20 protein-coding genes and 1 pseudogene are annotated in these 26,003 nt (G+C 43.9%); 17 read left to right on the top strand and 4 right to left on the bottom strand.

All coding sequences use genetic code 11. The features are described from left to right. Positions 1-50: 50 nt before the first annotated feature. Entirely contained in the window at positions 51-302 is a 252-nt protein-coding gene (locus ACN6MV_RS18570; RefSeq protein ID WP_042128738.1) for a YolD-like family protein, read from the top strand. A 96-nt stretch (positions 303-398) separates the two neighbouring features. After that, complete coding sequence (gene ybaK / locus ACN6MV_RS18565; protein WP_042128735.1) at positions 399-872, top strand: Cys-tRNA(Pro) deacylase; 474 nt, start codon at positions 399-401, stop codon at positions 870-872. Here the strand turns inward: ybaK and ACN6MV_RS18560 are convergent. Beyond that, on the bottom strand, positions 861-1,661 hold the full coding sequence (locus ACN6MV_RS18560) for a YdcF family protein (protein ID WP_419884604.1): 801 nt from the start codon (positions 1,659-1,661) through the stop codon (positions 861-863). The genes ybaK and ACN6MV_RS18560 overlap by 12 nt on opposite strands. A 594-nt stretch (positions 1,662-2,255) precedes the next feature. Between ACN6MV_RS18560 and ACN6MV_RS18555 the strand changes: the two are divergent. After that, a pseudogene (locus ACN6MV_RS18555) lies at positions 2,256-3,134 on the top strand (AraC family transcriptional regulator). 282 nt (positions 3,135-3,416) lie between these two features. Here the strand turns inward: ACN6MV_RS18555 and ACN6MV_RS18550 are convergent. Next, entirely contained in the window at positions 3,417-3,866 is a 450-nt protein-coding gene (locus tag ACN6MV_RS18550; RefSeq protein WP_042128731.1) for a MarR family winged helix-turn-helix transcriptional regulator, read from the bottom strand. A gap of 149 nt (positions 3,867-4,015) precedes the next feature. Here ACN6MV_RS18550 and ACN6MV_RS18545 point away from each other — a divergent pair, with 149 nt between their 5' ends. Continuing rightward, on the top strand, positions 4,016-4,768 hold the full coding sequence (locus ACN6MV_RS18545; RefSeq protein WP_419884603.1) for an SDR family oxidoreductase: 753 nt from the start codon (positions 4,016-4,018) through the stop codon (positions 4,766-4,768). Positions 4,769-4,861: 93 nt separating this feature from the next. Further along, on the top strand, positions 4,862-5,833 hold the full coding sequence (locus ACN6MV_RS18540; RefSeq protein ID WP_419884602.1) for an aldo/keto reductase: 972 nt from the start codon (positions 4,862-4,864) through the stop codon (positions 5,831-5,833). Between the two features lie 421 nt (positions 5,834-6,254). Here the strand turns inward: ACN6MV_RS18540 and ACN6MV_RS18535 are convergent, their stop codons facing one another. Beyond that, entirely contained in the window at positions 6,255-6,728 is a 474-nt protein-coding gene (locus ACN6MV_RS18535) for an SRPBCC family protein (protein WP_094869783.1), read from the bottom strand. Positions 6,729-6,820: 92 nt separating this feature from the next. Here ACN6MV_RS18535 and ACN6MV_RS18530 point away from each other — a divergent pair, with 92 nt between their 5' ends. Then, on the top strand, positions 6,821-7,234 hold the full coding sequence (locus tag ACN6MV_RS18530; RefSeq protein WP_042128723.1) for a winged helix-turn-helix transcriptional regulator: 414 nt from the start codon (positions 6,821-6,823) through the stop codon (positions 7,232-7,234). Positions 7,235-7,250: 16 nt separating this feature from the next. Continuing rightward, the gene (locus tag ACN6MV_RS18525) at positions 7,251-7,679 is read left to right on the top strand and encodes an Ig-like domain-containing protein (protein ID WP_419884601.1); all 429 of its coding nucleotides are present in this window, start codon (positions 7,251-7,253) and stop codon (positions 7,677-7,679) included. A gap of 216 nt (positions 7,680-7,895) precedes the next feature. Here ACN6MV_RS18525 and ACN6MV_RS18520 read toward each other — a convergent pair whose 3' ends face one another. After that, entirely contained in the window at positions 7,896-8,945 is a 1,050-nt protein-coding gene (locus ACN6MV_RS18520) for a GntR family transcriptional regulator (RefSeq protein ID WP_042128721.1), read from the bottom strand. Positions 8,946-9,207: 262 nt separating this feature from the next. On the opposite strand from ACN6MV_RS18520, the gene ACN6MV_RS18515 reads away from it, so the two are divergent. The 10 genes from ACN6MV_RS18515 to ACN6MV_RS18470 all read left to right on the top strand — a co-directional run bounded on the left by ACN6MV_RS18515 (position 9,208) and on the right by ACN6MV_RS18470 (position 25,979). After that, positions 9,208-10,545, top strand: coding sequence for an ABC transporter substrate-binding protein (locus tag ACN6MV_RS18515; RefSeq protein WP_076120577.1), 1,338 nt, complete (start codon positions 9,208-9,210; stop codon positions 10,543-10,545). Positions 10,546-10,630: 85 nt separating this feature from the next. After that, entirely contained in the window at positions 10,631-11,527 is an 897-nt protein-coding gene (locus ACN6MV_RS18510; RefSeq protein WP_042128717.1) for a carbohydrate ABC transporter permease, read from the top strand. Positions 11,528-11,543: 16 nt separating this feature from the next. Further along, the gene (locus ACN6MV_RS18505) at positions 11,544-12,377 is read left to right on the top strand and encodes a carbohydrate ABC transporter permease (RefSeq protein WP_042132268.1); all 834 of its coding nucleotides are present in this window, start codon (positions 11,544-11,546) and stop codon (positions 12,375-12,377) included. 29 nt (positions 12,378-12,406) lie between these two features. Continuing rightward, positions 12,407-13,396: a family 43 glycosylhydrolase gene (locus ACN6MV_RS18500; RefSeq protein WP_042128715.1), complete on the top strand. Its 990-nt coding sequence runs from the start codon at positions 12,407-12,409 to the stop codon at positions 13,394-13,396. 415 nt (positions 13,397-13,811) lie between these two features. Continuing rightward, positions 13,812-15,377 (top strand): histidine kinase N-terminal 7TM domain-containing protein, encoded by a 1,566-nt coding sequence (locus tag ACN6MV_RS18495; protein WP_042128713.1) that lies wholly within the window; start codon positions 13,812-13,814, stop codon positions 15,375-15,377. Between the two features lie 369 nt (positions 15,378-15,746). Next, a complete protein-coding gene (locus ACN6MV_RS18490; RefSeq protein WP_042128711.1) occupies positions 15,747-16,619 on the top strand; it encodes an AraC family transcriptional regulator in 873 nt (290 codons plus the stop codon). A 262-nt stretch (positions 16,620-16,881) separates the two neighbouring features. Then, positions 16,882-19,461 (top strand): hypothetical protein, encoded by a 2,580-nt coding sequence (locus ACN6MV_RS18485; RefSeq protein WP_419884600.1) that lies wholly within the window; start codon positions 16,882-16,884, stop codon positions 19,459-19,461. Positions 19,462-19,493: 32 nt separating this feature from the next. Further along, the gene (locus tag ACN6MV_RS18480; protein WP_419884599.1) at positions 19,494-19,955 is read left to right on the top strand and encodes an AfsR/SARP family transcriptional regulator; all 462 of its coding nucleotides are present in this window, start codon (positions 19,494-19,496) and stop codon (positions 19,953-19,955) included. A 171-nt stretch (positions 19,956-20,126) separates the two neighbouring features. Then, the gene (locus ACN6MV_RS18475) at positions 20,127-25,364 is read left to right on the top strand and encodes an S-layer homology domain-containing protein (protein WP_419884598.1); all 5,238 of its coding nucleotides are present in this window, start codon (positions 20,127-20,129) and stop codon (positions 25,362-25,364) included. Between the two features lie 285 nt (positions 25,365-25,649). After that, positions 25,650-25,979 carry an HIT domain-containing protein gene (locus ACN6MV_RS18470; protein ID WP_042128707.1) on the top strand — a complete coding sequence of 110 codons (330 nt, stop codon included), beginning with the start codon at positions 25,650-25,652 and terminating at the stop codon, positions 25,977-25,979. Positions 25,980-26,003 lie beyond the last annotated feature (24 nt).

Genomic DNA, 26,003 nt, shown 5'->3' with positions numbered 1-26,003 from the left:
TTAGTATTTTAAAATACTTAATACCCGTAATCGCTTATTGGAGGAGTAGAGTGGCAAAAGCAAAAGTGGCCAAACGGCCCACGAGAGATGAGTTTGTACTTGAGGAGCTAGGCAATCAGTTAGTTGAAGCCAAGCAAGAAGGTTCTGAGATCTTATTAACCGTATGGGGAAAAGAAGAACAGGTGCGCGGAACGATTGTAGAAATGGATTCGCGGACTGGAAAAGTACACGTCAGTAAAAACGAAGGTATCGAAAAAGTTCCGTTTATGGATATTATGCAAATTAATTATCCCAGAGATTAATGGGAACGCAGCAATAAGAGGTCCTGTGAGCCATGTTGGCTTTGGGGCCTCTTTGACCATATAGTATCGAATAGATTAAAGAGAGGTAGATCAAATATGGCAGTAACCAAAACCAACGCGATGCGAATGCTAGATGCGAAGAAAATTGGATATGAAGTGTTTGAGTATGACAATGAGGATGGACTAATCCATGGTACGGCAGTAGCGGAGAAGATTGGAAAGGCGGTAGAGACGGTTTTTAAAACTTTGGTCGCTCATAGCGGAGCCAATCTTTATGTATTTGTTATACCAGTTGCTGAGGAGCTGGATCTCAAAAAGGCGGCCAAGGCCGCCGGAGAGAAAAAGATTGAGATGCTGCCAGTGAAGGACTTGCAGAAGTGGACAGGTTATATCCGTGGTGGATGTTCACCAGTCGGTATGAAAAAGCTATATCCAACGTTCATTGATAGCAGCGCAGAAAGTCAGGAAACGATAGCCGTTAGCGCCGGAAAAATTGGTCAACAAATGGATGTATCACCGCAGCTTCTTGCAGGGGTAACCAATGCAAAATTCACAGATCTAATGAAATAGATGAGCAACAAGAAGACCTAAATACTCCTTCAAGGCTGTGCCTGTAGTGGAGATGGCTCCTGGCGAAGGAGTGAACTTTGAGGGTTGCAACGAAAATTCAGCGCTGGCGATATAATCTGTAGGAAAAGCTTGCGCTGTTAGCCCTGCATTCTTGAAGTGCTGTATTGAGCGGGGCATATGAAACCCTGATGTGACTAGTACAGGACGCTTAAGTCCATTCTCTTGTAGGATTCCGGCGGTATTTTCAGCATTCTGCTCCGTGTTAAGAGATTGATTGTCGGTCAGGATATCCTCTTCGGGGACACCGAGTCCGAGGAGTTGTCTTTTGGCGATATCCGCTTCATTGCCGCTGTCGGAGAAGACTTGTCCACCAGAGAATAGGATGGGTAAACCACTCGCATTATGTAGTCGTACAGCTGTAATTAGCCGATTCGCTGCTGATCCATATAAGTTGCCCTCGCCATCAATATCCGGTGTCCAAGAGCTTGCACCTCCACCAAGCACAACGATGACATCTCCTTGCAATGTATCCGGTTGAGGATATTTTCGTTCTAACCCTCCGATTAACGCATCGCTGACTAAGGAAGTCATGGAGAAATACATAAGCAGTGTAACGCCAAGCAGGACAAGCGCAGGACGACGGTTCTTTTTCCATAACCAAATGACAAGACCGAGCAGAAGTAGGATGAAAAGTCCTGGAGGAAGCACAAAGCTGTATACAAATTGATGATGTAAATCAACAGTATCAACCGCCTTCGTAAAGTATGAGTTCAGGTTGTATTGTAACATGAGTTGGGGTGTTCGAAGTTGCACAAAAGACCGAAATGGTCTTTTTTTATTTGATGAGAAGCCTAATCAACGCCTTCGAAAGAAGGCGTTTTTTGTTAGTCGATACCTTTCAATAAAATAGTTAAATAGTAAAATACGCTCTTTTAGTCGGTATGGTATCTGCGGAATTAAATGATATATCAAGCGAAATTTTAAATAAAAGGAGTGATTTAATGAGTTTTCATCTCTCTTACCCTATGATTTACTGAAATTATTTATTAAGTTAAAAGAGACAACTAATGAGTCTTTGAAGAAGGAACTGTTGCTTAAATTTCATAATGATATAGAGAAGGAAATCTATGCAGGACGAAAGTGTATGAGAGAACGTGCTGTATAAATGGTCTCCGCAATCTGCTTAATAACAACCATACAACTGATGAGAATTATGTTATGGTTCATTCACTGAGAGCTTGGAACAGAAGTACCGCGGTGAAGATAAATCGGGGTGAACCGTACCCTAAATAAGGGCAAGTTTTTTGCTGACTTTTTCGTGCAGAAATTGCAAGGTATTCATTTTTTATTTCAGATAAAATTACGTTGAAGGGAGGGAATACGATGGATTGGTTGGATAGGATGAATAGCGCCATGGAATATATCGAAACAAATCTAGCGGACAATATTTCATTTGATGAAATAGCATAGAGAGCCTGTTGCTCTACCTATCATTTTCAAAGAATGTTTCCATTTATTACTGGCGTATCGTTATCGGAGTACATTCGACATCGACGGTTGACATTGGCGGCATTCGAACTACAGACAACAGACTCAAAGGTTATTGATGTAGCTATGAAATACGGATATGATTCGCTGGAGGCATTTGCACGGGCCTTTAAGAATCTTCATGGTATTATGCCCACATCTGCACGCTATACAGGCGTTTCTCTAAAAGCCTATCCTCGAATGTCCTTTCATATTTCAATAAAAGGGGATGTCGAATTGAATTAACGTATTGAGCAAAGAGGTTCTTTTGAGATGTTTGGAGTATATGGATTAATAAATGCAGACCAAAAAACAGCGTTCTCTGAAGTTCCTCAATTCCGTATAAAATGTGATGATGATGGTAGCGTTGATCTTATGAACAACTTATTGGGACGTTTTGGTGACACCATGTTACACGCCGCCCTTTACGATCACACTAAAGAATCTTTCAAATACATGATCTGTTATCATTTACCTAAGGGTCTTGAAATTCCGGAGAGATTTACAAAACTTTCTGTCCCAACATTAACGTGGGCGATTTTTCCGGAGCCGCAATGTGATATTCAAAATCTATGGCAACGAATCTATTCTGAGTGGTTTCCGACATCTGAATACGAACAGGTTGAGGGCCCTAGTTTCGAAATGTATTATGGAATGGCACGGCATGGGAATATTTCAGGAGAAATTTGGATACCGGTGAAGAAAAAATTACGCTCTTATGCGAGCAAAATGTAGGCGTTAACGAAGATAACAACTGAACAAATCTAGATTAATAAAGGGTCATTCCCACAAAGGATGGCCCTTTAACTTGCCCCTTCACCTAGCGCGATGAACCGAATCATAAGTAGGGCGAAAAGGGGGTGAGCTACCCACGACTGGCGGAAAAGCCGAATTAAACGGGCTGCTGCGTGTTTCTTGGAGGTACAGATAAAGGGAAAGACCGGTTCAGTCCCTTGTCGTTTTCGAATATACAGCATGGACAGTGCCCAGAGAAGAGATCAAGTTAACGAGGCTTTACTAGAGGCTAGGGTCGCTTTTTGTTCTTTCCGCAAGCTTCGTAATCGATTCTATGTCTTGATCGGTTAATTGATCCAGAAAATACTTGCGTATTGCCATTGAGACGATGGGCAGGGCCTCATCCAAAGCTGCTTTTCCTGCAGAAGTAATGATGACCTGTACACCACGATCTGCGTCTAATGGCCCCCTTTTAACAAGGCCCCGTTTTTCCATCCGCGTCAAATGATGGGATAATCTGCTCTTATCCCAGTTCATCGAGTCGGCTAGTTCCTGTTGGCGAAGCTTGCCATCTCCGAATTGGATTAACCGATCTAGTATTCCAAAGTCTCCTTCTGATAGTCCTGTACGTTCAGAAAGCTCCTTAACAACGCGACCGAAGATTCGTTTAAAGGAGCCTTTCCACATATTCCATATTCGCATTTCATCTTCGTTTACTTTTTTGATATCCATGCAAGTATAATATCATGGTTGACACATCAACCACAAGGTGTTAGCCTGTATCTGAGTTGATGTGTCAACCTCGGAGAAAACTGTCGACTACCAAGTTGATGTATTAACCTGTATCGAACAGTAAATCCCCACTAAAGGAGTTGTTTCTTATGCAGGATAAACCCGTGGCCTTGGTCACCGGAGCCAATAAAGGAATTGGTCTTCAAATCGCCAAAGATCTCACGGCTCACGGCTTCACTGTGCTTGTCGGCTCCCGCAATCTCGAGAAAGGGGAGACGGCCGCGAAGAGTATCGGAGCGGATGCCCATAGTCTCCAACTCGACGTTACAAATCATGATTCTATCTCCGCCGCGGCAGAGCGCATCCGGAGTGAGCTCGGTCGTCTCGATGTGCTCGTGAACAATGCGGGCATATCGCACCAAGGTCAGCCGGGCAGGCCTCTTGAGGAGGTCGGGAAGTCGGGGCGCCCAAGTGTAGCCTCTCTAGAAGAGGTGCGAGCAGTGTTCGAGACGAACGTGTTCGGCGTCATCGCCGTCACGCAAGCGATGCTGCCGCTCCTTCGTGAAGCGCCGACAGCGCGTATCGTCAACGTATCAAGCGGTTCGGGCTCGCTGACGTTGAACGCGAATCCGACTAATTCACATCGCAAGATGTTCGGCGCCGTTTACAGCCCTTCGAAGACGGCTCTCAATGCGATTACGCTCGCCTTTGCCATTGAACTCGAGTCGACAGGCATTAAGGTCAATGCGGTATGCCCGGGCTTCACCGCGACGGATCTCAACAACTTTGAGGGCACGGGCACCGTCGAGCAAGCCGCGCGACATCCCGTGCGCCTTGCACTCCTCAACGAGGACGGTCCGACGGGCACATTCTCAAACGAAAGACGCCAACTTCCGTGGTGACGTAGTCTCGAGTGGCACTGGCTCACGGAGATATGTGTAGACAACCTGAAGGCTTGAATGCCTTCCCAATATCCTTAAGGAGTGTGCAATCAAATGGAATATGTAAAACTTGGACGCAGCGGGTTAGAGGTCTCAAGGTTAAGTCTTGGAACCATGAGCTTCGGAGTACCTGAACGCGGCAATACTCCATGGTCTCTGGATGAGGAGCAAAGCAGACCGATCATTAAGAAGGCACTCGAATCGGGCATCAACTTTTTCAGCACCGCCAACATGTATTCCGACGGAACAAGCGAAGAAATTCTCGGGCGTGCTCTAAAGGACTTTGCTCAACGTGACGAAGTCGTCATAGCAACAAAGGTATTTGTTCCGATGCGCAAAGGTCCGAATGCTGTGGGACTTTCCCGTAAAGCTATCATGACCGAAATTGATAACAGCCTAAGACGACTCGGAACAGACTATGTCGATTTGTACCAGATCCATCGGTGGGATCCTAATACGCCAATTGAGGAGACCATGGAGGCTCTTCACGATTTAGTTAAGGCGGGCAAGGTCAGATATATCGGAGCATCCTCCATGCTGGCATGGCAGTTTGCGAAAGCTCAGCATGTCGCAGAGCGCAACGGCTGGACACGGTTCGTTTCCATGGAGAATAGATTAAACCTGCTCTATCGGGAAGAAGAACGAGAAATGCTCCCCCTTTGCAAAGACGAGGGAGTTGGCGTCACTCCTTACCTGCCTTTGGCTGCAGGCCGGTTAACTCGGGATTGGAATGAGCAGACCGCGCGATCAGAGAATGACCAGGTAGCAAAGGCTTTGTTTAATAAAACGGAAGAGGCTGATCGCAAAGTCGCGGAAAGAGTTATGGAAATTGCCGCTAACCGGGGAATTTCGCGCGCACAAATTGCACTTGCATGGTTGCTGCAAAAGGAAGAGGTCACAGCGCCGATTATGGGTTCGACCAAAATCAGCCATCTGGAAGATGCGGTTTTGGCGTTGTCGATTAAATTGACTTCTGAAGAAATTACTCGTTTAGAAGAACTGTATATTCCACATCCATTTGTATAAATTTGACGCAAGTAAGGTGTGCATCTGCTAATCATGCAAAGCCTAACTCTTATATGTTCCATTCTATGGGAAGAACTCTTCATGCTATTTCTCATGAAGAGTTCTTTTGCTTTTGTGGTGATATAGTGAACCTTATCATAAGTAAGGCGTAATTCTGGCCTGAAAGTCTTGGAGATACTGAAAGTTGCTTGTAATTGGGGCAGTGGGGTACGAGAGCACTAAGGGTTAATAGATACGATGGATTTTTTTTGCATTTTTACGTCATTGAAAGGATGGGCGACATCGGGCTTATAAAGCGGGGGTCGGTGGAAGATAGGGATGCAGCGGATAAACAACTCGTCCGTGCCACATGCATGGAATCAAAATAAAAACTCACTCTCTAAAGGGTGAGTTTTTATTTTCTGTCTAAAGAAGAATATTTCTATGCATTTTCCAGGCCGTGTTTTTCGACGATTTGATCGTTTGATTGAGGCTGGCCTATACCCTCGCTAATCAAGCTTCGCAGGCTGCCATTGATGTTTAAGCCCCAGGCGTCCGAGCAGACGGTGTAGCATTCGTACGCTGGGACGAGCCCCACGTGCGTAAAGTTAACCTCCGTTTTGTCGCCCTTCTTGACGATTTCAAAGATTACGTCAGTATCTTTCCATTCGCTATTGTCCTCTATGAAGTTGAAATAGTTGTCTACGATGTGCCAAACCACCTTTTTACCTGGAACGAGTTCAGTGATCTGGAGGGTGCAACGGTGGATATCCTGGTAGTGATGCTTAAATTGACCGAGCTCGTCGGTCTTGCCTTCAATTTCTTCTGACCACCATCCGCGGACATTATTAATGGCGCCGTATACCTCCTCAGGGCTCTGATCTACCATGAAAGAAGTCCTGTAACTATGATTCATGTGAGTGATCTCCTTCGCTCATTTGTTGAGTTGCAAACAGAGTATAGAATACGTACTTGTAAAATGCAAGTACAAATAGTATAATTTTGCTCATGAAAAAGCGAACTTCAACCGTTTGTCCCATCGTCTATGCGCTCGATATATGGGGAGACCCGTGGAGCCTGATCATCCTTCGTGACGTCCTAATCCATAACAAGCGGTATTACCGCGAGTTTCTTGCTTCAACAGAGCGCATCTCTACCAATATTTTGAGTGCGCGGCTCCAATCGCTCATTGAAGCAGGCCTGCTCATTAAAACAGAAGGCAAATCAAACCGCGCACAAACGATGTTTCGCCCAACGCAAAAGGCACTTGATCTGTTTCCAGTCGTATTTGCCATTATGCACTGGGGTCTTAAATACAATACCAATACCGATATGAGCATACCAATCATGCAGGAGCTAACAACAAACGAAGAAGGGTTGAAGCAGCGCCTTTTGCGGAATTTCGACGATTGTACTTTCTAAAATTTTCGCCCTATTTATGATACGGAGAACCGTACCACAAGTAGAACGAAAAGACTTTTTTTCGGATTATGGAAAGACGGTCTCGTTTATAGCAGAAGTTCCCTCTGTAAGTCGTTTGTTCCTAGCGGGACTAGCGGTCTATGAGGCGTCAGATCTTACGGTTGGTAATCACACTATTACTGCAAGCTACAGCGGCGATAGTCACTATAAAGATTCTACAAATAGTTGGCTACAAAACGTGAATAAAATATGCTCTCAAATCAGTATGAATATCTTACAATCTACTATGGTGGGGGCTCGGTCGATGTACAAGTCGGTACACTCGGCATGTCATCCCTACTCGATCTTACTCCATCCAGCGCCTAGAAAATTATTTGCTCATATAAACATTTTCATATTCATTTCCTCATTGAGTTCCTGGAGACATTTGAATATTCCTTCATGATCGTCATGCTCTGAGATTCCTTGACACTCACTCCCCGACCCGAAGATCGGTTTCATCCGTATGAATCAGCGGTTTTCGTAACAAAGTGGAGCGAATCTCCCATTTTGGCCGCTAGCACCTTAATGATATATTGTTATACTCTATGCGCTGGAACGCAAAAGAAGACAACTTCTACTGAAGGTGCTCCTAGAGTGTCGATAAAGTCCAATGAAATAGTTAGGGGAAGATGAGCTGCACGGGAATGACGGCGTTCTTAGGTGAATAAATATTCTCTATCTGTTCAAGTAACAGCTTTACGGCTGTTCGTGCCATTTCCTGTTCATCCTGCTGTACATAAGCTACGAATGAAAGATGTGGATTATCGAAAGATAGCAAATCGATATTTGAGTGATTGTTCAGACGGCTGATAGCAGCCGATGTAAGGCGTGCGGTTTCTTCGGTTAAGGAGAAAGCCGCCGAAATTCCACTATGCCCCTGCAAGAAGTCGCTTACATAGTCCAATGCTTGCTTACCGCGTAGAATGTCGAGAGGGATGTGACACCACAAGCTCTTGTCGATTGATATACCTCGATCTGTGTAAGCCTTCTCGAAGCCGAGCGTGCGATCCTCGATGGCTGTATTGGCATTCTCAGGTGAGATGAGCGCAATCTGATGATGACCCTTGGATAGCAAATGAGAGACAGCCTTATACGCACCGCCGTAATTGTCTGATGTAATCGTGTATGTCTCAATGTTGCGTAGGTAGCGGTCGATGAACACACATGGGAATTTATCGAGCGACAGACGCAGTAGTGATTCGTTGTACTTCTCATCTTCTGTTGGAAAAACGATCAGTCCCTTCACACCGAGCCCCGTTAGTGTACGAATGGCGTTCGATTCGATAGAGGAGGACTCTCGCGTGATGCTTAGTACCATGCTGAGGCCAGCTTCAGACAGGAATTGTTCCGTGTAGTCGACGAGCTTCTGAATGACACGGGTTACCATCGTCGGAATAATGAAGCCGATGAGCGGCAAGGACGACGCGCTGTGTGGAGATAATGGAGAATCAATGCTAGAAGAGACGAATGTGCCTTTGCCTTGTACGCGTATAATTAATCCTTCATCAGCTAGCTGGGTTAAGGCATTTTTGACGGTTATTTTACTTACTTTGAATTCGTCCATTAATTCTTGTTCAGAAGGGACGCGGTCCGTTGGCCGGAGCTGCCCAGATTTAATTTTCTGTACAATATCTTCTTGAATTTGCTTGTAGAGCACCAACTTTTTCAAATAAGTACATCTCCCTTAAAATTTAATGAATTTTATAATCAATTGGTTATATAAAATATATTACGTATATATTATAATGCAATTTATAAAGCGCTTACAATACAGAATTAGGAAATTTTTACGAAGGGGTCTTTTCATTGAAAGGTTAGAATCATGTTAAGAAGGTTGGTAACGAGACGTATTGAAACCGCTTAAATTAACAGAAGTGACCAGTCACCCAGCATCTCAAATGAGTAACAAAAAAAGAGAGGATGACGAACAAATGAAAAAACGCATTACATTAATCTCCATCGTTACAATCCTTATGATGTCACTAGTTTTGTCGGCATGTAGTAAGTCTTCTAGTTCATCAACTGAAACACAGCAGTTAGGCGCTGATGCCGGTGAGAATGCAACAGAAATGTCATTTTGGACATTCGTAGATTTGCATGGCAAGCATTTGGATAAAATGCTGGGGTTATGGAACCAACAGAATCCAGACAAACAGATTAAGTTGAATGTAACGGTTATGCCTTACGATGATATGCACAACAAGCTCTTATTGGCAGTTACAAGCGGAAAAGGTGCTCCTGATATTGCGGATATCGAGCTTGGTCAATTCCCTAAATTCTTGGAAGGGGACAACGTTCCACTGGAATCTTTGAATGATGTATTTGCACCATACAAAGACGTTGTCGTTCCTTCACGTGTCGATATTTACACCAAAGCTGACCAGGTTTATGGCTTTGATTATCACGTAGGTGCTACGCTTGCTTTCTACAACACGGAAATTCTCGAACAAGCAGGTGTTGACTACAAGACAATCAAAACTTGGGAAGATTACAAACAAGCAGGTATCAAGGTTTATGAAAAGACTGGTAAGTACTTAGGTACTGCTGATACATCCGCTACGTGGCAAGCCTCGCTGTTACTTGCTCAGCAAAACGCTGATTTTACAGATGAAAATGGCAATCCAAAAGTTAACTCACCTGAGATGATTAAAGCGTTTGAAATGTTAGTCGACCTGCAGAAAAATAATGTTATTCATACGATCCCAGGCGGACAACCCGACACAGAAGAAGCAAAAGGCGAATACAACAAAGGCAACTACGCAAGCGCATTGATGCCTGAGTGGTACATGTCCCGCTTTGTAAACGAAATGAAGGACCTTAAAGGTAAGTATGCAATTGCTCCATTGCCTGTATTCGAAGAAGGTAATCCTCGTTCCGTTGGCTTAGGCGGTACTGGCACAGTTGTTACTAAGACTGGTAAAGACGTTCAGTTGGCAAAAGAGTTTGTAGCTTTTGCTAAGCTTTCGAAAGAAGCTACTACTGAAATCTGGAATACACTTGGATTTGACCCAATCAATATGGAAGTATGGAAAGATGAGGCTGTAACGAAAAACCCAGATAACGAATACGTCCAGTATTTTAAAACAAATGCATTTGATACTTTGAATGAAATCAAAGACGAAATTCGGGCTATCAAATCCGTAAAAGCTTCACCGACGATCGGCAATGTGCTCAATACGGTTACTCTGAATGCGATCTTTGAAGATGGCCAAGACGTGAAGGAAGCTCTCGATGAAGCACAGGCAGCAATTGAACAAGAATTGAAATAAAAATAATAAGTAAATGGTTATGATTAAGCCTGTCGGCAAGAATGGTGCTCGGCAGGTTTAGTCATAGTCAAGGGAGAGTGGGATTATGATAAAGAAATTTGTATACTCTCAAAAGGTTGCACCTTATGTATTTGTGTTGCCATTCATAATCATATTCTTGATATTCTGGTCTTATCCACTTGTAAATTCATTTGTAATGAGTTTTCAAGATAGGATGTTGGGACAGGATCCAAAATGGGTTGGTGAAGCGAATTATTCGAAGTTATTCACAGATAAAGTGTTTTTGACGGCTATTAAAAATAGCGTTGTATACATGCTAGGAACCTTAGTGCTGTTAATCCCTTTCCCAATGTTATTTGCAGTTATGATAAACAGTAAGTTAATGCTGGGGAGGGAGTTTTTTAAATCTTCGTTCTTTCTTCCTGCATTGACATCTGTCGCAGTGGCGGGTACTATTTTTCGCCTAACATTCGGCGAAATGGATGGTTCATTAATGAACAGTTTTCTAGGTCTATTTGGTGTAGAGCCTACTAAATTCTTGAAAGATGCAGAATGGAGTATGGCTGCACTATTAATTCTTGCATGTTGGCGATGGACAGGTGTTAATATGCTGTACTATCTATCTGGTTTGAAAAACATTGACAATGATTATTATGAGGCTGCTTCAATTGACGGGGCATCTGCTTGGCAGAAGTTCAGATCGATTACAATGCCATTATTGAAGCCGACCACGATATATGTTACGACAATTAGTGTTTATGCAGGTTTGGCAATGTTTACCGAGAGCTTAATGATGTTTAACGGTAACAATTCACCGAAAAATATTGGCCTAACTATAGTGGGATATTTGTATAGACAAGGAATTGAGAAGAATAAGCTCGGTTACGCTGCAGCAGTTGGTATCGTTCTATTAGTCATTGCTATGATTATCAATTTAACGCAGCTGAAACTAAGTGGAATGTTCAAAAAGGAGGAGGATTAAAATGGACACTAGTCAGATGAAGAACAACTTAATTGCTAGAATAGTCATAATTAGTACCTTTATTATACTATTCGTTATAATTATGGTTCCATTCTATGCAGTGGCCCTCTCTTCCTTTAAACCAGGTGAAGCTTTAATAAGATATGGTCTTAACTTAAGTTTGAATTTTGAAATAATGAGTTTTGATAATTTTATCTATTTATTTACTGGACAACATGATTATTTTGTATGGTTTTGGAACAGTATGACGTTAACAATCATTCAGGTTGCTTTAACACTGTTTGTAAGCGCTTTTGTTGCATATGGTTTTGCAGCGTATGATTTCAAAGGTAAGAACTTCCTCTTTGTATGTGTGTTGCTCATTATGATGGTGCCATTTGAAATATTGCTGGTTCCTTTGTACAGCTTAATAAATGATTTGCAAATGGTGAATAGCTATTCGGCAATCATTATGCCGGGTATAGCTAATGCCGGGACGATATTCTTCTTTAGGCAATATCTCAGAAGCATACCCAAAGAAATTATTCAATCTGGGCGAGTTGATGGAGCAAACGAATATGCGATATATTTCAGAGTGATTATGCCGATTATGAAGCCTTCCTTTGCGGCAATGGCCATTCTGAATGGTATGAATAGCTGGAATAATCTATTGTGGCCATTCATGGTGTTGGGAGATCAAAATAAATATACACTGCCAATCGGGTTAAAAACATTGTTAACTCCTTATGGGAATAACTATGACCTTCTGATCGTGGGCTCCTTCTTCTCCATCATTCCAATCTTCATATTGTTTATCGCTTTCCAGAAATATTTCATTGATGGTATGACTGCGGGTGCTGTTAAAGGTTAGTATCTATTACTTATGAAATAGGTGATAAGATGGGAGTCCAACAAGAGGAGTTACGCGTCATTAAACCATTGATCGAGCAACGAGCTGATCCTTTTATATGCCGACATTCAGATGGTTATTATTATTTCGTGGCCTCGGTTCCAGAGTATAATCGGATTGAAATCCGTAGGGCACAGGACCTTGAAGGGCTTATTACATCAGCTCCTATAGTGATCTGGAGAAAGAGAGAGACTGGCATTCTTAGCGCCAATATTTGGGCGCCAGAGCTGCATTTTATTGATGGAAAATGGTACGTATATTTCGCTGCCGCGCATACGTCGGAAACGACAGAAGGCTTGTTCGACCATCGGATGTATGTACTGGAGAATGAAAATGCAAATCCGCTCGAAGGCAGCTGGACGGAAAGAGGACAGGTTCGTACCGCGTGGGAAAGCTTCTCCCTCGATGCCACTACCTTTGAGCACAATGGTAGCCTCTATTACGTATGGGCACAAAAGGATCCGGAAATCGAAGGCAACTCTAATCTCTACATATCTAAAATGAGCAATCCGTGGACGTTGATTGGGGCGCAAACGATGATTACGATGCCCGAATATGACTGGGAGATCATCGGGTATAAAGTGAACGAAGGCGCGGCATTTGTTCGCAAAGATAATCGGGTATTCCTCACTTACTCTGCTAGCGCTACTGATTTCAATTATTGCATGGGCTTGCTTGAAGCCGATGCGGACTCGGATTTGCTCGATGCTGCCTCATGGCGCAAGTCGAAAGTACCGGTTCTCACGACTGATGAGAGCATCTCGATGTATGGTCCTGGTCATAATAGTTTCACGGTGTCAGAGACTGGCGAGAAGACGCTGTTTGTGTTCCACGCAAGAACGTATAAGCATATTGTAGGAGATCCGCTATACGATCCGAATCGCCATACATTTGTAGCGGAGCTGTTGTGGACGGAGGACGGTAGACCTGATTTTCGCGGCTCTGTTGCGGCACTTGCACGTTCTGTACAATACGAATAGATCTGCAAGCGCCTTACAAAATTCTAAATGGATTGGATTAGTTGAACTTATGTCGTACACGGGGAAGCCTTTATAATTAGAAATAAAAACAAGTACCCATCCAATCGATGGGTACTTGTTTGCAATGCAATAGAAGTGATGAATTACGTAATGTTGTACTAACTATTTGGTGATCGGTATAGACGAAATAGTAATCATAGCATTACTGATTGGATAAATGTGTTGCTACTGTCATGAGTGTCATGCTAAGTTAAAAACAATCTATTTCATGAAGCAATAATCAATACGATGTGAGTAGTACAGACATAATAGTGATGTGGACGGAATCCTGTAATGGTTCAAGGAACAAATCAACATCTTATATTAATCGTGTTAACGTAAATATATATGTATTGTATGAAAGTGGGTATACCTATTGGATTCGAAGATAGCAGCATATATAACATTAGTTTGTACTTCGGCTGTTCTGAATTTGTCTATACTTGTCTTTACTTATTGGAGGAGACATTATTATACAAATATCGCTAATTTGTTCATGTGGAATACATTAACTTCAATGATTTATTGCTTTGGTTATGCCTTTAGCTTAACATCGACTTCGTTAGAACAGCTTAGATTTTGGAATATTGTACAGTATGCAGGGATGCCATTTTTCCCTCCGTTAGGATTAATGTTTGTCATGCAATATTTGGGTTATAAAATAACGAGAAAAAGAATAATCGCTCTACTTACAATGCCTTGTATTACTTTTCTCATCAATGTAACTAATGAATCCCATCATTTTTACTATAGAATATATGATATCCATTCGGTGCTTGGGGCTCCATATAGTGAGATTGAGTATGGGGCATGGTTTGCCGTACATAATATTTACATTTTCAGTTGTATGTTAGCTGCGCTCTTATTGCTGCTTTCACGCTGGAAGGAAACCGTTAGTGTATATCGATCTCAATTATTTGCCCTCATCTGCGGTCAATTGCTTCCAATAGTGACTGCATTTTTATTATTCATAGGAGTGACACCCGATGGTATCGATCCTGTACCCATGGTTATTTGGTTTTCTTCTGTTTTGTACCTTTGGTCTATTACCTCCTCTCGAATGTTATCAATAATGCCAATTGCGAAGGAAACGATCTTTAATAGTATGAACGATGGTGTCATTGTGCTTAATGATACCTATCAATTAATCGAATATAATCAAGCTTGTAAAAATATGTTTAGTGAATTGGATCGATCAACGTTAGGGCAGCCATTTGATCAAGTTTGGTATATGCTAACGGATCAATCATTCCCTGTTCAATTAGATACGATCTCAGATAAATTGAATGTTACGATTCATCAAGGTAATTATATATATCAGCTACGTATTTCTATGCTTCAACAATCTAATAATAACTCTGGCTTACTAATTATATTTACGGATATAACAGAGCTACATACATTACAACAAAAGTTAGAGCATCAAGCCTATTATGATGATCTTACACAAATATACAATCGTCGTGCCTTTTTCCAGAAAAGTGAGCAAAGCTTAATGAAAGCAAAGGGTGAATTATCATCCTTTGTGATTATTCTATTTGATATTGATTTTTTCAAAAAAGTGAACGACACTTATGGGCATCAAACCGGAGATCAAATACTAGTACATGTGGCTCAAATATGTAAGGCTGAGATGGGAGAACATATACTATTTGCTAGATATGGTGGTGAAGAATTTGTACTTGCTTTACCTGGTTATACACTATCGGAAGGGGAAAACTTCGCTAATTACCTTAGATTTTGCATTGAACAGAAGCCTCTAGTTGAAAATGACAAATTGGTAACGATTACCTCTAGTTTTGGGGTATCCGTAACGACAGGAGCTGTGGAGGAAACAATCCATCAACTTCTTCATAAAGCTGATGAAGCACTTTATGCTGCCAAAAGAGCTGGTCGAAATCAAGTGCGGGTTTTTATTGAAAAGTACGAATATGTGGAATAGTACAGCAAATTAAAATAGAGGCGTACATCGGAGCCGTGCTTAGTTTAGTAACTTGGTGGATTGAGAGCAAAATGCCTATCAATCAAGAAGAAATATACTTATGAGTGACTGTTTCAACAGGATATAACAGTCAGTTATTCTGATATTGAAGGATCATATGCTAGTGATGCTATTAGGCAATTTACAGAAAGAGGAATTGTAAACGGTATAGGTATGAGAATTACCTGTATTTCGCTCTATAGATGTTACGGTGAGCCGTATCATAAGTAACGGCAAGTTTCTTTTGGGTAACCCAACAAAACTGTGCATGAGATGTCGGATGGGTACTTCCGAATCTTGTTATTCTGTACCTGAAGGGAGGTCATTTGAATGGATTGGCTTGCAAATCTGAATAGAGCTTTACACTATATTGAAGAGAATCTTGATGAAGACATAGATCTGAAGGAAGCAGCGAGGCTGGCTTGTTGTTCGGACTATCATTTTTCAAGAATGTTCTCCTTTCTTGCAGGCATTACACTATCGGAGTACATCCGCCGGAGACGCCTGACCCTTGCGGCATTCGAGCTTCAAGCCGGTGATTTAAGAATTGTGGACGTGGCAGTGAAATACGGTTATAGCTCGGCAGATGCCTTTTCTAGGGCCTTCCAAGTCTTGCATGGGGTTCCGCCCTCTTCGGTTAGGTCTCATGCCCCATCTTTAAAAGCCTATCCTCGAATGACCTTCCAATTAACTATTCAGGGAGGAAGCGAAATGAATTATCGTATCGTTGAGAAAGAATCGTTCCGTATTGTAGGTATTACGAAAAAGGTGCCTATCCAATTTAATGGCGTGAGTTCAGAAATTGCATCGATGTGGAAAGGCTTAACCAGCCTAGACATCGACCAATTGAAAAAGCTCTCTAATGTTGAACCACAGGGGTTGATTTCAGCATCGACAAATTTTTCTGAAGGGCGAATGGAGGAGAAGGGAGAGCTTGACCATTATATAGGTGCAGCTACATCCGAGGAGTGTCCTGAAAATTTTGCGAAATTAGAGGTTCCCGCATTGACCTGGGCCGTTTTCGAAGCTGTCGGACCGTTTCCCGATACTTTACAAAATGTCTGGGGGCGCATCTATTCGGAATGGTTCCCTTCCGCAAGTTATGAGGTAGCAAGGGGACCGGAAATATTATGGAATGAAGGCAAGGATGTATCTTCCCCCAATTTCAGGAGCGAGATTTGGATACCGGTTACGAAAAAATAGTATAGAGACTATGTTCATAAAATTAAGGCCATACCGCATAGGATGGCCTTAAAACTTGCCGTTACAGACAGAGCGGTGAACCGTATCACAAGTAGGGCGAATTATAACGGTCATTAATAACGAGTCAACCTTCTTCCCAATTGTCATCCCACGCAAATTCGGCTATGGGGCATGTGTTGTACAGCCGAAAGCACAGGAATTTACGACTTGAATGTCGAAGTTACTCCTAATTACTCATTTTTTGTCTTATGGAGGGCTTTCGATGATTACCGCAACAAAGATGCACATCCCTTATGTACGGCACACCTTGGTTGCTCGTACGGATCTGCTTCGTCTGCTTGATGAGGGTATGGACGCGAAGCTTACGCTCTTATTCGCTCCATCTGGTTATGGGAAAACGACGGCGCTAAGCGAATGGGCCAAACAAAGCGGCAAGCTTGTTGCATGGGTGTCACTGAGCAAGCAGGACGATGATTGGAGCACCTTCTGGAACATGGTCATCGTTTCGATCCAGAATCATGTCGAGGACTTTGGCCTGACCATTTTGCCTTTGCTGGTGGAGGGGTCCTCTGCATCTTCCACATCGATGGAGTCGGCGATGAACGTGCTACTAAACGAGTTGAATCAACTGCCGGGTGAGCTGGTCGTCATGGTTGACGATTATCATCTAGCGACGATGCCAGCAATCCAGAATTCGATGAGCTATTTGCTTGAACACCTTCCAAACCACATTCATTTATATATCGCAAGTCGCAACGACCTCCCATTTCCGACAGCAAGATTATTTGCAAAAGGCGAGATGCGGCGGATTACGATCGAGCAATTGAGGTTCCGACCAGAAGAAGTAAACGATTTCTTCCGAGAGACGACGGAGTTGAAGCTGTCGACTGAGCAGCTCAATATGCTGTATGACCAAACCGAGGGTTGGATTTGCGGCTTGCGACTTGCGGCCATCTCACTGAAACGAAGCGGCAATGTGACTGAATCGATCCGTCAATTCAGCGGCCATCAGCAGCACATATCCGATTACTTGCTCGAGGAAGTCATTCGCGATCTGCCAGAGGCGATGCGCGATTTTTTGTTGCAAACTTCCGTGTTAAGCCAAATGAATTATGCATTGTGCGAGGCGGTGACCGGTCAAGCGAGAGGTCAGCAGCAGTTGGAACAACTGGAACAGCTTCAGCTATTCATCATTCCTATGGACGATCAACGCAACTGGTATCGCTATCACCATCTGCTGTCTGATTTCCTGCAGTCGATGCTTGCTCGAACATGGCCTGAGCTATGGATTCAGGCGAATGCGCGTGCCGCGCAATGGCACGAACATAACGGGTTTATTGTAGAAGCGGCGGAACATTATTTGGCGGGACGGCAGTATGAAGATGTAGCTCGCCTGATTGAAGCGCATCTGTACGAACTTCTTGGAGGCAAGAACACCGTCGTTGCTCGTTGGGTGATGCAAGTGCCTGAGCAATATGTAGCGAGCCGACCGCTTGTTGAACTTTTTTATTTGCTCGTGATGGTCGGCGTTCGGCAGTTTCATAACATTCCGGATCGAGCGGAACGGCTTCGTGTTCGTTACCAAGCTTTGAAGGATCATATAGATGCTGACGTATGGCGCATGACCATGGGGGACATCTATTATCTCTGCGGTACTGCTGCCTATGTGAAGAAAGACCTTCTGAGCACTGCTGACTATTTTATCCGTGGAGATACGTTTGCACTCGAACAAAGCTTATTTATTCAAGGAGGCAACAATAAGCATTATTCGGTCGAAGAGTTTGAAGACCATCTGGGCTACATTAACGATTACCATGGTGCAGCACAATTTTTCATTCGGATGATAGAGTATTGGAGAGATCGTGTTAACCATCCGTATGCGACACCGATGTATGCTTCCTATGCCAAGGTATTGTACGAGTGGAATCGGCTGGAGGAAGCGGAGGACTGGCTAAACCGCATTATGCATGTAGACGGATTCGCGCCGGTGTCTCGCAATCGGTATCAGCTCTTTGTGGCAGCTTCTAGAATTCAGCAAGCAAAGGGGAACTCACTAGAAGCAGCGACACTGCTAGAACAACTTAAGCTGAAGATCGATTCACCCGATTATGAGATATTCATACGCAAAATCGAAGCGGAACAGGTGAGCTTAGCGGTGCGTCAAGGCGACATTGCGTCTGCTCAGCGATGGTTGGAGCACTGCGGGATGTCGCACTCGGACGAAGCAACGCTGGACCAAGTTTCCGAACAATTGGTGCTCGTTCGCGTGCTGGCCGCATGCGGACAATTCGAATCAGCGCTATCTCTCGCAGCAAGATTGCATCATCTGTTGGCGAAGGAAGACCGTCTGCGGGACCGCATTCACATTCTGAATTTACAAAGCATGATGTTATATGGCGACAATCAAATGGAGCCAGCACTTGCGAAGCTGGCTGAAGCTTTGCGTCTCGCCAAACCTCAAGGGTTTATTCGCAGTTTCGTGGACGAAGGCTCGGCGATGGCAGAGCTGTTGTCTATTTATGTGCAGTCGTATGGAGACAAAGGTGCGGGATCGAAGGATGCATTAAGTTATGCGCGTCTCGTGCTGCAAGCGTTCCATGTTTATGACGCACATCCACGAGTTAATATCCGATGTTTCGGACGGTTGCGCGTAGAGACAGAGAATGGCTCTGTGGTCAAATGGCGGACTTCCAAAACTGAGGAATTGATGGCATTCCTCATTTACCATCGCGGCGAGGCAGTAAGTAGAGATCAAATTCTCGATCGTTTGTGGGGAGAGGTGGAGGTAGACCGGGCAGGGGCCCAGTTTAATACAACGACTCACTATTTGCGAAAAGCTTAAGTCAAATCGGAATTGACGGTATCGTCCAGCATGTGGAAGGCGGTTATCGAATCGATATAAGCCAGTTGTACTGTGATCTCGATGAGTGGGATCGTTTGCTGGCCGCACAGGCGCAAATCGACGACTTAAAGCTGCGTGACTATGCCAGTGAGCTTGTCCAATTATACGGAGAGGGCTTTATGGCTGGCACTTCGTACGAATGGGCAGAGCCGACGCGAGTTCGCCTGGAAAGCGAGTACGTCGCAACGTTGCTTCGCCTTCATGAACGTGAGGAGAAGAAGGGGCAATATGATGCGGCTGCGGAACTGCTGCGGAAGGCGCTTGTACATGATCCGCTAAATGAGTCCATTCATGAACGGCTCATTCGCGTGCTGGTTATGGCGGATGACCGCATCTCGGCGATCAAGCAATACGAGGTATTAAGAATGCTGCTTCTGACGGAGTTCGGGATTAAGCCGAAGGAAACGGTCAGGAGATTGCTGGATATAAATTGACGCATATTCCTCCATAAAGGGAGTGTCCCAAGGTTATGAAAAATAACGGAGGGATGCTCCCTTTTCACTAGCATTTGTTTAGGATTTGTTTAGACTGACTGTGATATGGTGAAGCAGAAATCGATATTATTCTGCGGAAAGTTTAGACAAATTGCGGGAGGGGAAACACGCTTGTATAAACGTATTATAAATTTATCGCTTTTGATTTGTATGCTCGTATCCTTAGTATCACCAGGGTTCGCGGCCGCTGAACGGAGTACTGACGCACCTGCAGCAGTACAAGAGCAAGGATCTCTAAACTCATCGAGTGCTCCGATAAATTCATTTCAAGATGTTAAAACGACGGACTGGTTCTATAATGCTGTGACGTATGTGAAACAAAACGGAATATTCGGCGGTACGGATAATGACAGCTTCTCGCCCAAAGGCACAATGACTCGTGCCATGTATGTAACTGCACTTGGGCGGATGGCAGGAGTGGACATCAGCCAATATTCAATTTCCTCCTTCTCAGATGTACAAGCAGGCACTTGGTATGCACCTTATGTGCAATGGGCAATTGAAAAAGGCATTACAAGCGGTACAGGTGACCATAATTTTTCGCCGAACGCTGCTATATCAAGGGAACAGATGGCAACGCTGACTTTGAGGTATTTTGAAAGCTATAAAATACCTTATCAGACGAACGCCAGCCTGACCTCTAAACCTAACGACACAGCCGATATTTCGCCTTGGGCGGTGGATGCGGTCGTAAAGCTTTGGCGGGCAGGCTTGCTTCATGGAGATGCAAGCGGTAATTTCAATCCAAAGTCAAATGCATCTCGCGCGGAAGCAGCTGTTTTCTTCATGCGAAACAACGAAGTTGTGAAGACATGGACTACCCAGAATCGAGTAGTTCCAACACCAACACCAACACCAACATCAACAACATCAACAACATCAACATCAACATCAACTCCCGACTCTGGCAGCGGTAATGGCGCTAACCCAGGCGACACGAACGCAGGTCCATATATTATTACTTTTGAAACAAACGGCGGTTCGGCCATTAACAGCCTTTCTCTCAAGCAAGGAGCGACGCTGAATAATCTTCCGGATCCAATGAAGTCAGGCTCTATTTTCGTTGGCTGGTATAAAGATAGCGCTTTGTCGGAGCCAGTATATACAGATGCTATCGTCAACAGAAATATGACGTTATACGCAAGATATGAAGAACCATTCGAAACTCAAACTATTCCTAGTGTAACCATGTTGGATCAGGACAAAGGCTTTACGATTGAAGTAATCGATGGTACAGGAAGCATGACAGCAGATAGAGTTAAAGCTGAAATGACCTTTGAAGCGCTAACCCATCCTGATTTTGCAACTCATGTGGGTATTCGAGTAAAGGGCTCCAATGGCGAATTTACAGTAGGTGCAAATGGTGGTGCATTTGAAGAAGGCGGCACCTATCAGCTCAAGCTGAATAACGCCAATCTTTCTTTTACAGGCCAAGATAAATCCACTAGAACATACGTATTTACCATTGCTAAACAAGAAGTTCAGCATGTGACGCTGAATCCTGACTTGATTTATATTCCTTCTTCGGAAGTCACGAATATGACCCAGAATGGTAAGGCTGTTACCCCTGGTGCGATTCCTGTTATAGACTTGAATACCGGCGATGACGGAGCCGTTCAAGCGGTTGGTAACGCTACAGAGGGTACATTCCAATATAATGGGAAACAGAATATACAAGTCGGCAATACCGTTGCTATTTATAACGGAGTTGCACCGAATCAGCGTAATCTGGCAACAAGCGTCGACGATGACGGTGAAGTGGTTTATGTAACGATTCGGGCGATCGACGGCAGCACATATACATACGAAACGGCAGACGCCAAAAAAGTTCTCTTTACGCCAGACGTCTTGCCGGTCAGCGATACAGCAGATATGGATGGGGATTTAAGCAATCACTCCATCACGGTAAGCGAGAATACGATGAACTATAGCGACAGCAAATATGCACAATTGGGTCTTACTGCAAGCACCGTTGTACAAGCAGGTGACTTCATCGCCTTCTACACAGGTGTATTCGGTGATGCTTCGTCCCAGCTTGCCGGCTATGCTCAAATTACCGGAGTCAGTTCTTCGGGAACTAACGAAGTCATTACTTATACAGATGTAACGCTAGAGCAAATAACGGCTTCGATGGATTACTATACACAGCAAAATATAGAAGGAAATCAGTTGCTTCAGAACACCGATGTAGCGGCTATGGAAGCTCAAATCGAGGAGCAAGCTCTGGAAAGCGGATTTGTGAATAAAGCTACGCAGTATTTAGCAGCTTTGGCAATCGATACGGATAGCTTCAAAGAACTAGATAGCGAATTCGATATGAAAAATTACTCTATTACTTATGCCAATGACTCATCTGTCTCCGATCACAATGTTATGCGGTTGAACGGAAATAGAGTGCAAGTAGAAAATGTGAGTGTTAAAGCCGATATAGGTACAGAACTGCAACATTTTGCTGATATGTCCGGTTTAAGCGCTTCTCTTCAAGTGAGTTGCGATATTGTAGTTGATGCAGGCGGCCAGCGCAACATTGTGATTCATTTGACCGGCACCTTCGAGCAAGAAGTACGAGTTTCGCTTTCTGCCGATGCCAATACCGATTGGGGACTATTTCTGGGGTTCATCCCTTATTTGAGAGAATACGAGGTTTCCCCAACCGTAGATGCCTATACCTATACAGCGATTAATTTCGACGCTGAAATCGGCACATTTGAGAAGGATGAAGAATGGAATTGGAATGATAAAAGCAAAGTACAGAACATCGCCAAACAAATAAAAGCTCTAATGGACGCAAAGGATGCTTTGGATGAAACTCTCAGTGGCGTAGATTCATTAGACAGCTCATTGCCGGCCCTATATCAGAATATGCTGAGTAACGAGACGGACTGGGTTGACCTCTTTGATGTAAATCTTGTTGATATCAAAATGCGTCTTTTGATGGGTGTCATTCAAGTAGAGTTTAAAGGGGATTTTGTTGTAAGCGCAAATGCGAATCTCTCTATCGGTAGTACGTTCAGTTATGAGAATGGGAAGAGATATATATTCAATGTGAAACTTTTTGCTAGAGAAGCGACGAACAAGACCGTAAGTCTGCTAGATGAGAAGTATCAATTTACATTCTACATCATGGGTACTTTGGGCTTACGGGCAGGTCTTCGGCTGGAGTTGGCAGTAGGTCTATTCTCTACTGAGGCGAATAGCGTAGGTGTGCAAGCGGACGTTGGCGCTTACGCGAAGTTGTGGGGCTACTTCTATTACCAGCTGACCTATCTATCTTCTCAGGGCAAGACCTCCCATTATGCCGGAGCCATAGATCTGGAATTCGGCGTGTACACGGAAGTCAAATTCAAGGCACAGCTGTTTAAGGGTACCTTCTCGTACGAGCCAACCCTGTATGAGGATGAATGGCCACTCTATACGGTAGGTTCCCGGCAGAACATTCTTGATTTTGCCTATTCACAGGGTGATGCGCCTAGAGTTAATCTGCACGGTCAGTCAACAAAATCGGCCATTTTACCGTATAGCATCTTTGATATGAGCACGATGGATCTGCAGACAGGCGAGGTTACGGAACAATCTTATGACAGATCCAAGGATTTCACGGTAAGCATATCCAACAAAAATTTCATATACGATGCTAAGACCAACCAAGTGCTCTTACAGAACTATAATTACGATCCGACTGGCATGGATGCCACCATGACGATCACTTGGAGAAGGGCACCTTTAACTTTCGGTTCTGCTCCGATTGCGCGTACGATTCCATTACACTGGGACGATCTCAAGGATAGTTATAGTCTCTACTTGTACTCGCATGAAACGAATGATGGGAAGCTGACGCTATTAAAGACAATTAGCGGGAAGTACAATGATCCGATTCCGGTAGAGCCCGTTCCTACAAGAAAAGGATATAAATTCGATAATTGGTATAAGAATGATTCCGATGCTGGGCCAACTGTCCTACCGGGTAGAATGCCGTCTTACGACAGCATGTGGGTTGCAAGATGGACTCCGAAGACGGACACCCCTTATAAGGTGGAAGTTTACTTGCAAAATGTCTCCAATGATTCCTACACGCTTAGCGGCGAATTCACCTATAAGGGTACAACAGATTGGCCTGCAACCGCGCGGCCCCCTGCCTATGCAGGTTTTGCTACACCGGCCGAACAGTTCACTGCGGTTAAAGGCGACGGGAGCACTGTCGTAAAGTATTATTACGCTCGCAATGTGTACAAACTGACCTTTGATCCAGGCCATGGCAGAACGCCAATCACATCTTCGCTTAAGTTTGGTGCCCCTATTACCGCACCTATCGTGAACATGCCGGGCTATGTGTTTTCTTCTTGGCGCGACACGAATCTGAGCGAGAACGTTCCTGCGTCAGCCAATGTTGTTGCGCCTACGATGCCGGCTATCGACACGACTTATAAAGGGAAATATAGCTTAGATTCACATGTGCCTATTACAGTGGAGTATTATCTTGGCGATACCACAGGTTCTTATTTCCAGCTAATGGAGGCAAAAACCAAGTATGGAACTGCATTTTTAGGATTCGATAGTAGAGATATAGGGACAATGGATGCGAGATGGATGTCACCCTACTCGAAACTCACAACAACGGTACCTTCGCCTTTATCGATTTACGTAGACCCAACCCTGGATCTTCGTATCAAGTTGTACTTCGTTCCTTATTTGTTTAACCTGACATTCGATGCCAATGGAGGCATGGGCGGCACGGTATCACAGCTTGCATATGGGTCGCCGATAATTCCACCTACGGTGACAAAGCCAGGCTATACGTTTGAAGGTTGGTCACAGTCCGTTCCAAGTACAATGCCCGGTAACGATCTGACCTTCACGGCCGTTTGGCAGGCCACGGGCTATCAGGTATTGTATTATCAGCAGAATCTGGACGATGACGGCTACACAGAAGTGGAAGCCGTTGCCGGCAGCGGTGGAATTGGATCAACAGCTACGGCAACTCCGAAGGATTATACCGGCTTTACCTATGACAGCAGCAATCCTAACAACGTTACCTCGGGTACGGTAACCGCTGACGGAACGCTCACCCTTAAGCTATATTACACACGTAACAGCTACACGTTATCATTCATTGATTCAGTAACGAGTACTAACTATTCGACAGCTCAAGTCAAGTATGGGGCGACGATCGTACCGCCTGCTGATGTAACACCTTCAGACTTTTATCCCCCAGGCTTTGTACTAATAACTTGGGACCCGTTGGAAAATGATACGCCGTCGTTGGAGACGCCAGAAGGAGCAACCATGCCGGCACACGACGCGAGCTATAACGCAAGGTTTGGATTTCCGGGCGGTCAGATCGGACTATAGTTTTGGCGAGTTTCGGTCATTTGTACAAGCAGATCGAAATGAAACAGTGATAAGGATTATTGAAGGGCACCGTTTAGGGTGCCTTTTGAATTCGCACTATAGATGTTATTGTCAAAAGAAAATAAAGTATTAGACTGAAAAATAAAGTGTTAGACTCGGAAAATAAAGTTATAGACTAAGAAAATAAAGAATTAGACTGGTAACGTCCCATTACGCTAACGGGCAGGATACTGACAAAATATACCGAATGTTAAAATAAGAAAAACAAGACGTGGAGGGATAAGTTTGACTGAGGATTTTTATTGCGATGAGGTATTAAGTGGTCGTACTTCTGTACAAAAAGTATTTGAAACTGATAACGTTCTTGCATATCATCACACTCGCCCTTTTTATCCCGTTCACATTGTTACGATTCCGAAGAAGCATATCTCATCTCTTCTGACACTGGAACAAAGCGACAATGAGCTCTTAATTGAGTTGATGGACGTTGTTAAAAAGGTTGCATCGCAAGTGCAGTCTGAGTATGGAGCTTGCAGGGTGTCGACTAATTTGGGGAAGTACCAAGACTCAAAACATCTTCATTTTCATGTAATCTTCGGCGAACCATTACGCTAATCGTATTTGTCTTGCTCGCTAAAC

This window comes from Paenibacillus sp. B-A-8, from assembly GCF_048572915.1.
In the GTDB taxonomy this organism is placed as follows: Bacteria; Bacillota; Bacilli; order Paenibacillales; family Paenibacillaceae; genus Paenibacillus_AQ.
The sequence above is the reverse complement of the archived record's forward strand: the minus strand, read 5'-3'. Positions and strand labels throughout refer to the sequence as shown.

What these genes read in the sequence shown, in the direction of transcription:
- ACN6MV_RS18515 (WP_076120577.1), top strand. Translation starts at nt 9,208, where the DNA reads ATGAAAAAACGCATTACATTAATCTCCATCGTTACAATCCTTATGATG.
- ACN6MV_RS18550 (WP_042128731.1), bottom strand. Translation starts at nt 3,866, where the DNA reads ATGGATATCAAAAAAGTAAACGAAGATGAAATGCGAATATGGAATATG.
- ACN6MV_RS18505 (WP_042132268.1), top strand. Translation starts at nt 11,544, where the DNA reads ATGAAGAACAACTTAATTGCTAGAATAGTCATAATTAGTACCTTTATT.
- ACN6MV_RS18500 (WP_042128715.1), top strand. Translation starts at nt 12,407, where the DNA reads ATGGGAGTCCAACAAGAGGAGTTACGCGTCATTAAACCATTGATCGAG.
- ACN6MV_RS18510 (WP_042128717.1), top strand. Translation starts at nt 10,631, where the DNA reads ATGATAAAGAAATTTGTATACTCTCAAAAGGTTGCACCTTATGTATTT.
- ACN6MV_RS18490 (WP_042128711.1), top strand. Translation starts at nt 15,747, where the DNA reads ATGGATTGGCTTGCAAATCTGAATAGAGCTTTACACTATATTGAAGAG.
- ACN6MV_RS18560 (WP_419884604.1), bottom strand. Translation starts at nt 1,661, where the DNA reads ATGTTACAATACAACCTGAACTCATACTTTACGAAGGCGGTTGATACT.
- ACN6MV_RS18535 (WP_094869783.1), bottom strand. Translation starts at nt 6,728, where the DNA reads ATGAATCATAGTTACAGGACTTCTTTCATGGTAGATCAGAGCCCTGAG.
- ACN6MV_RS18530 (WP_042128723.1), top strand. Translation starts at nt 6,821, where the DNA reads ATGAAAAAGCGAACTTCAACCGTTTGTCCCATCGTCTATGCGCTCGAT.
- ybaK (WP_042128735.1), top strand. Translation starts at nt 399, where the DNA reads ATGGCAGTAACCAAAACCAACGCGATGCGAATGCTAGATGCGAAGAAA.
- ACN6MV_RS18540 (WP_419884602.1), top strand. Translation starts at nt 4,862, where the DNA reads ATGGAATATGTAAAACTTGGACGCAGCGGGTTAGAGGTCTCAAGGTTA.
- ACN6MV_RS18485 (WP_419884600.1), top strand. Translation starts at nt 16,882, where the DNA reads ATGATTACCGCAACAAAGATGCACATCCCTTATGTACGGCACACCTTG.
- ACN6MV_RS18525 (WP_419884601.1), top strand. Translation starts at nt 7,251, where the DNA reads ATGATACGGAGAACCGTACCACAAGTAGAACGAAAAGACTTTTTTTCG.
- ACN6MV_RS18545 (WP_419884603.1), top strand. Translation starts at nt 4,016, where the DNA reads ATGCAGGATAAACCCGTGGCCTTGGTCACCGGAGCCAATAAAGGAATT.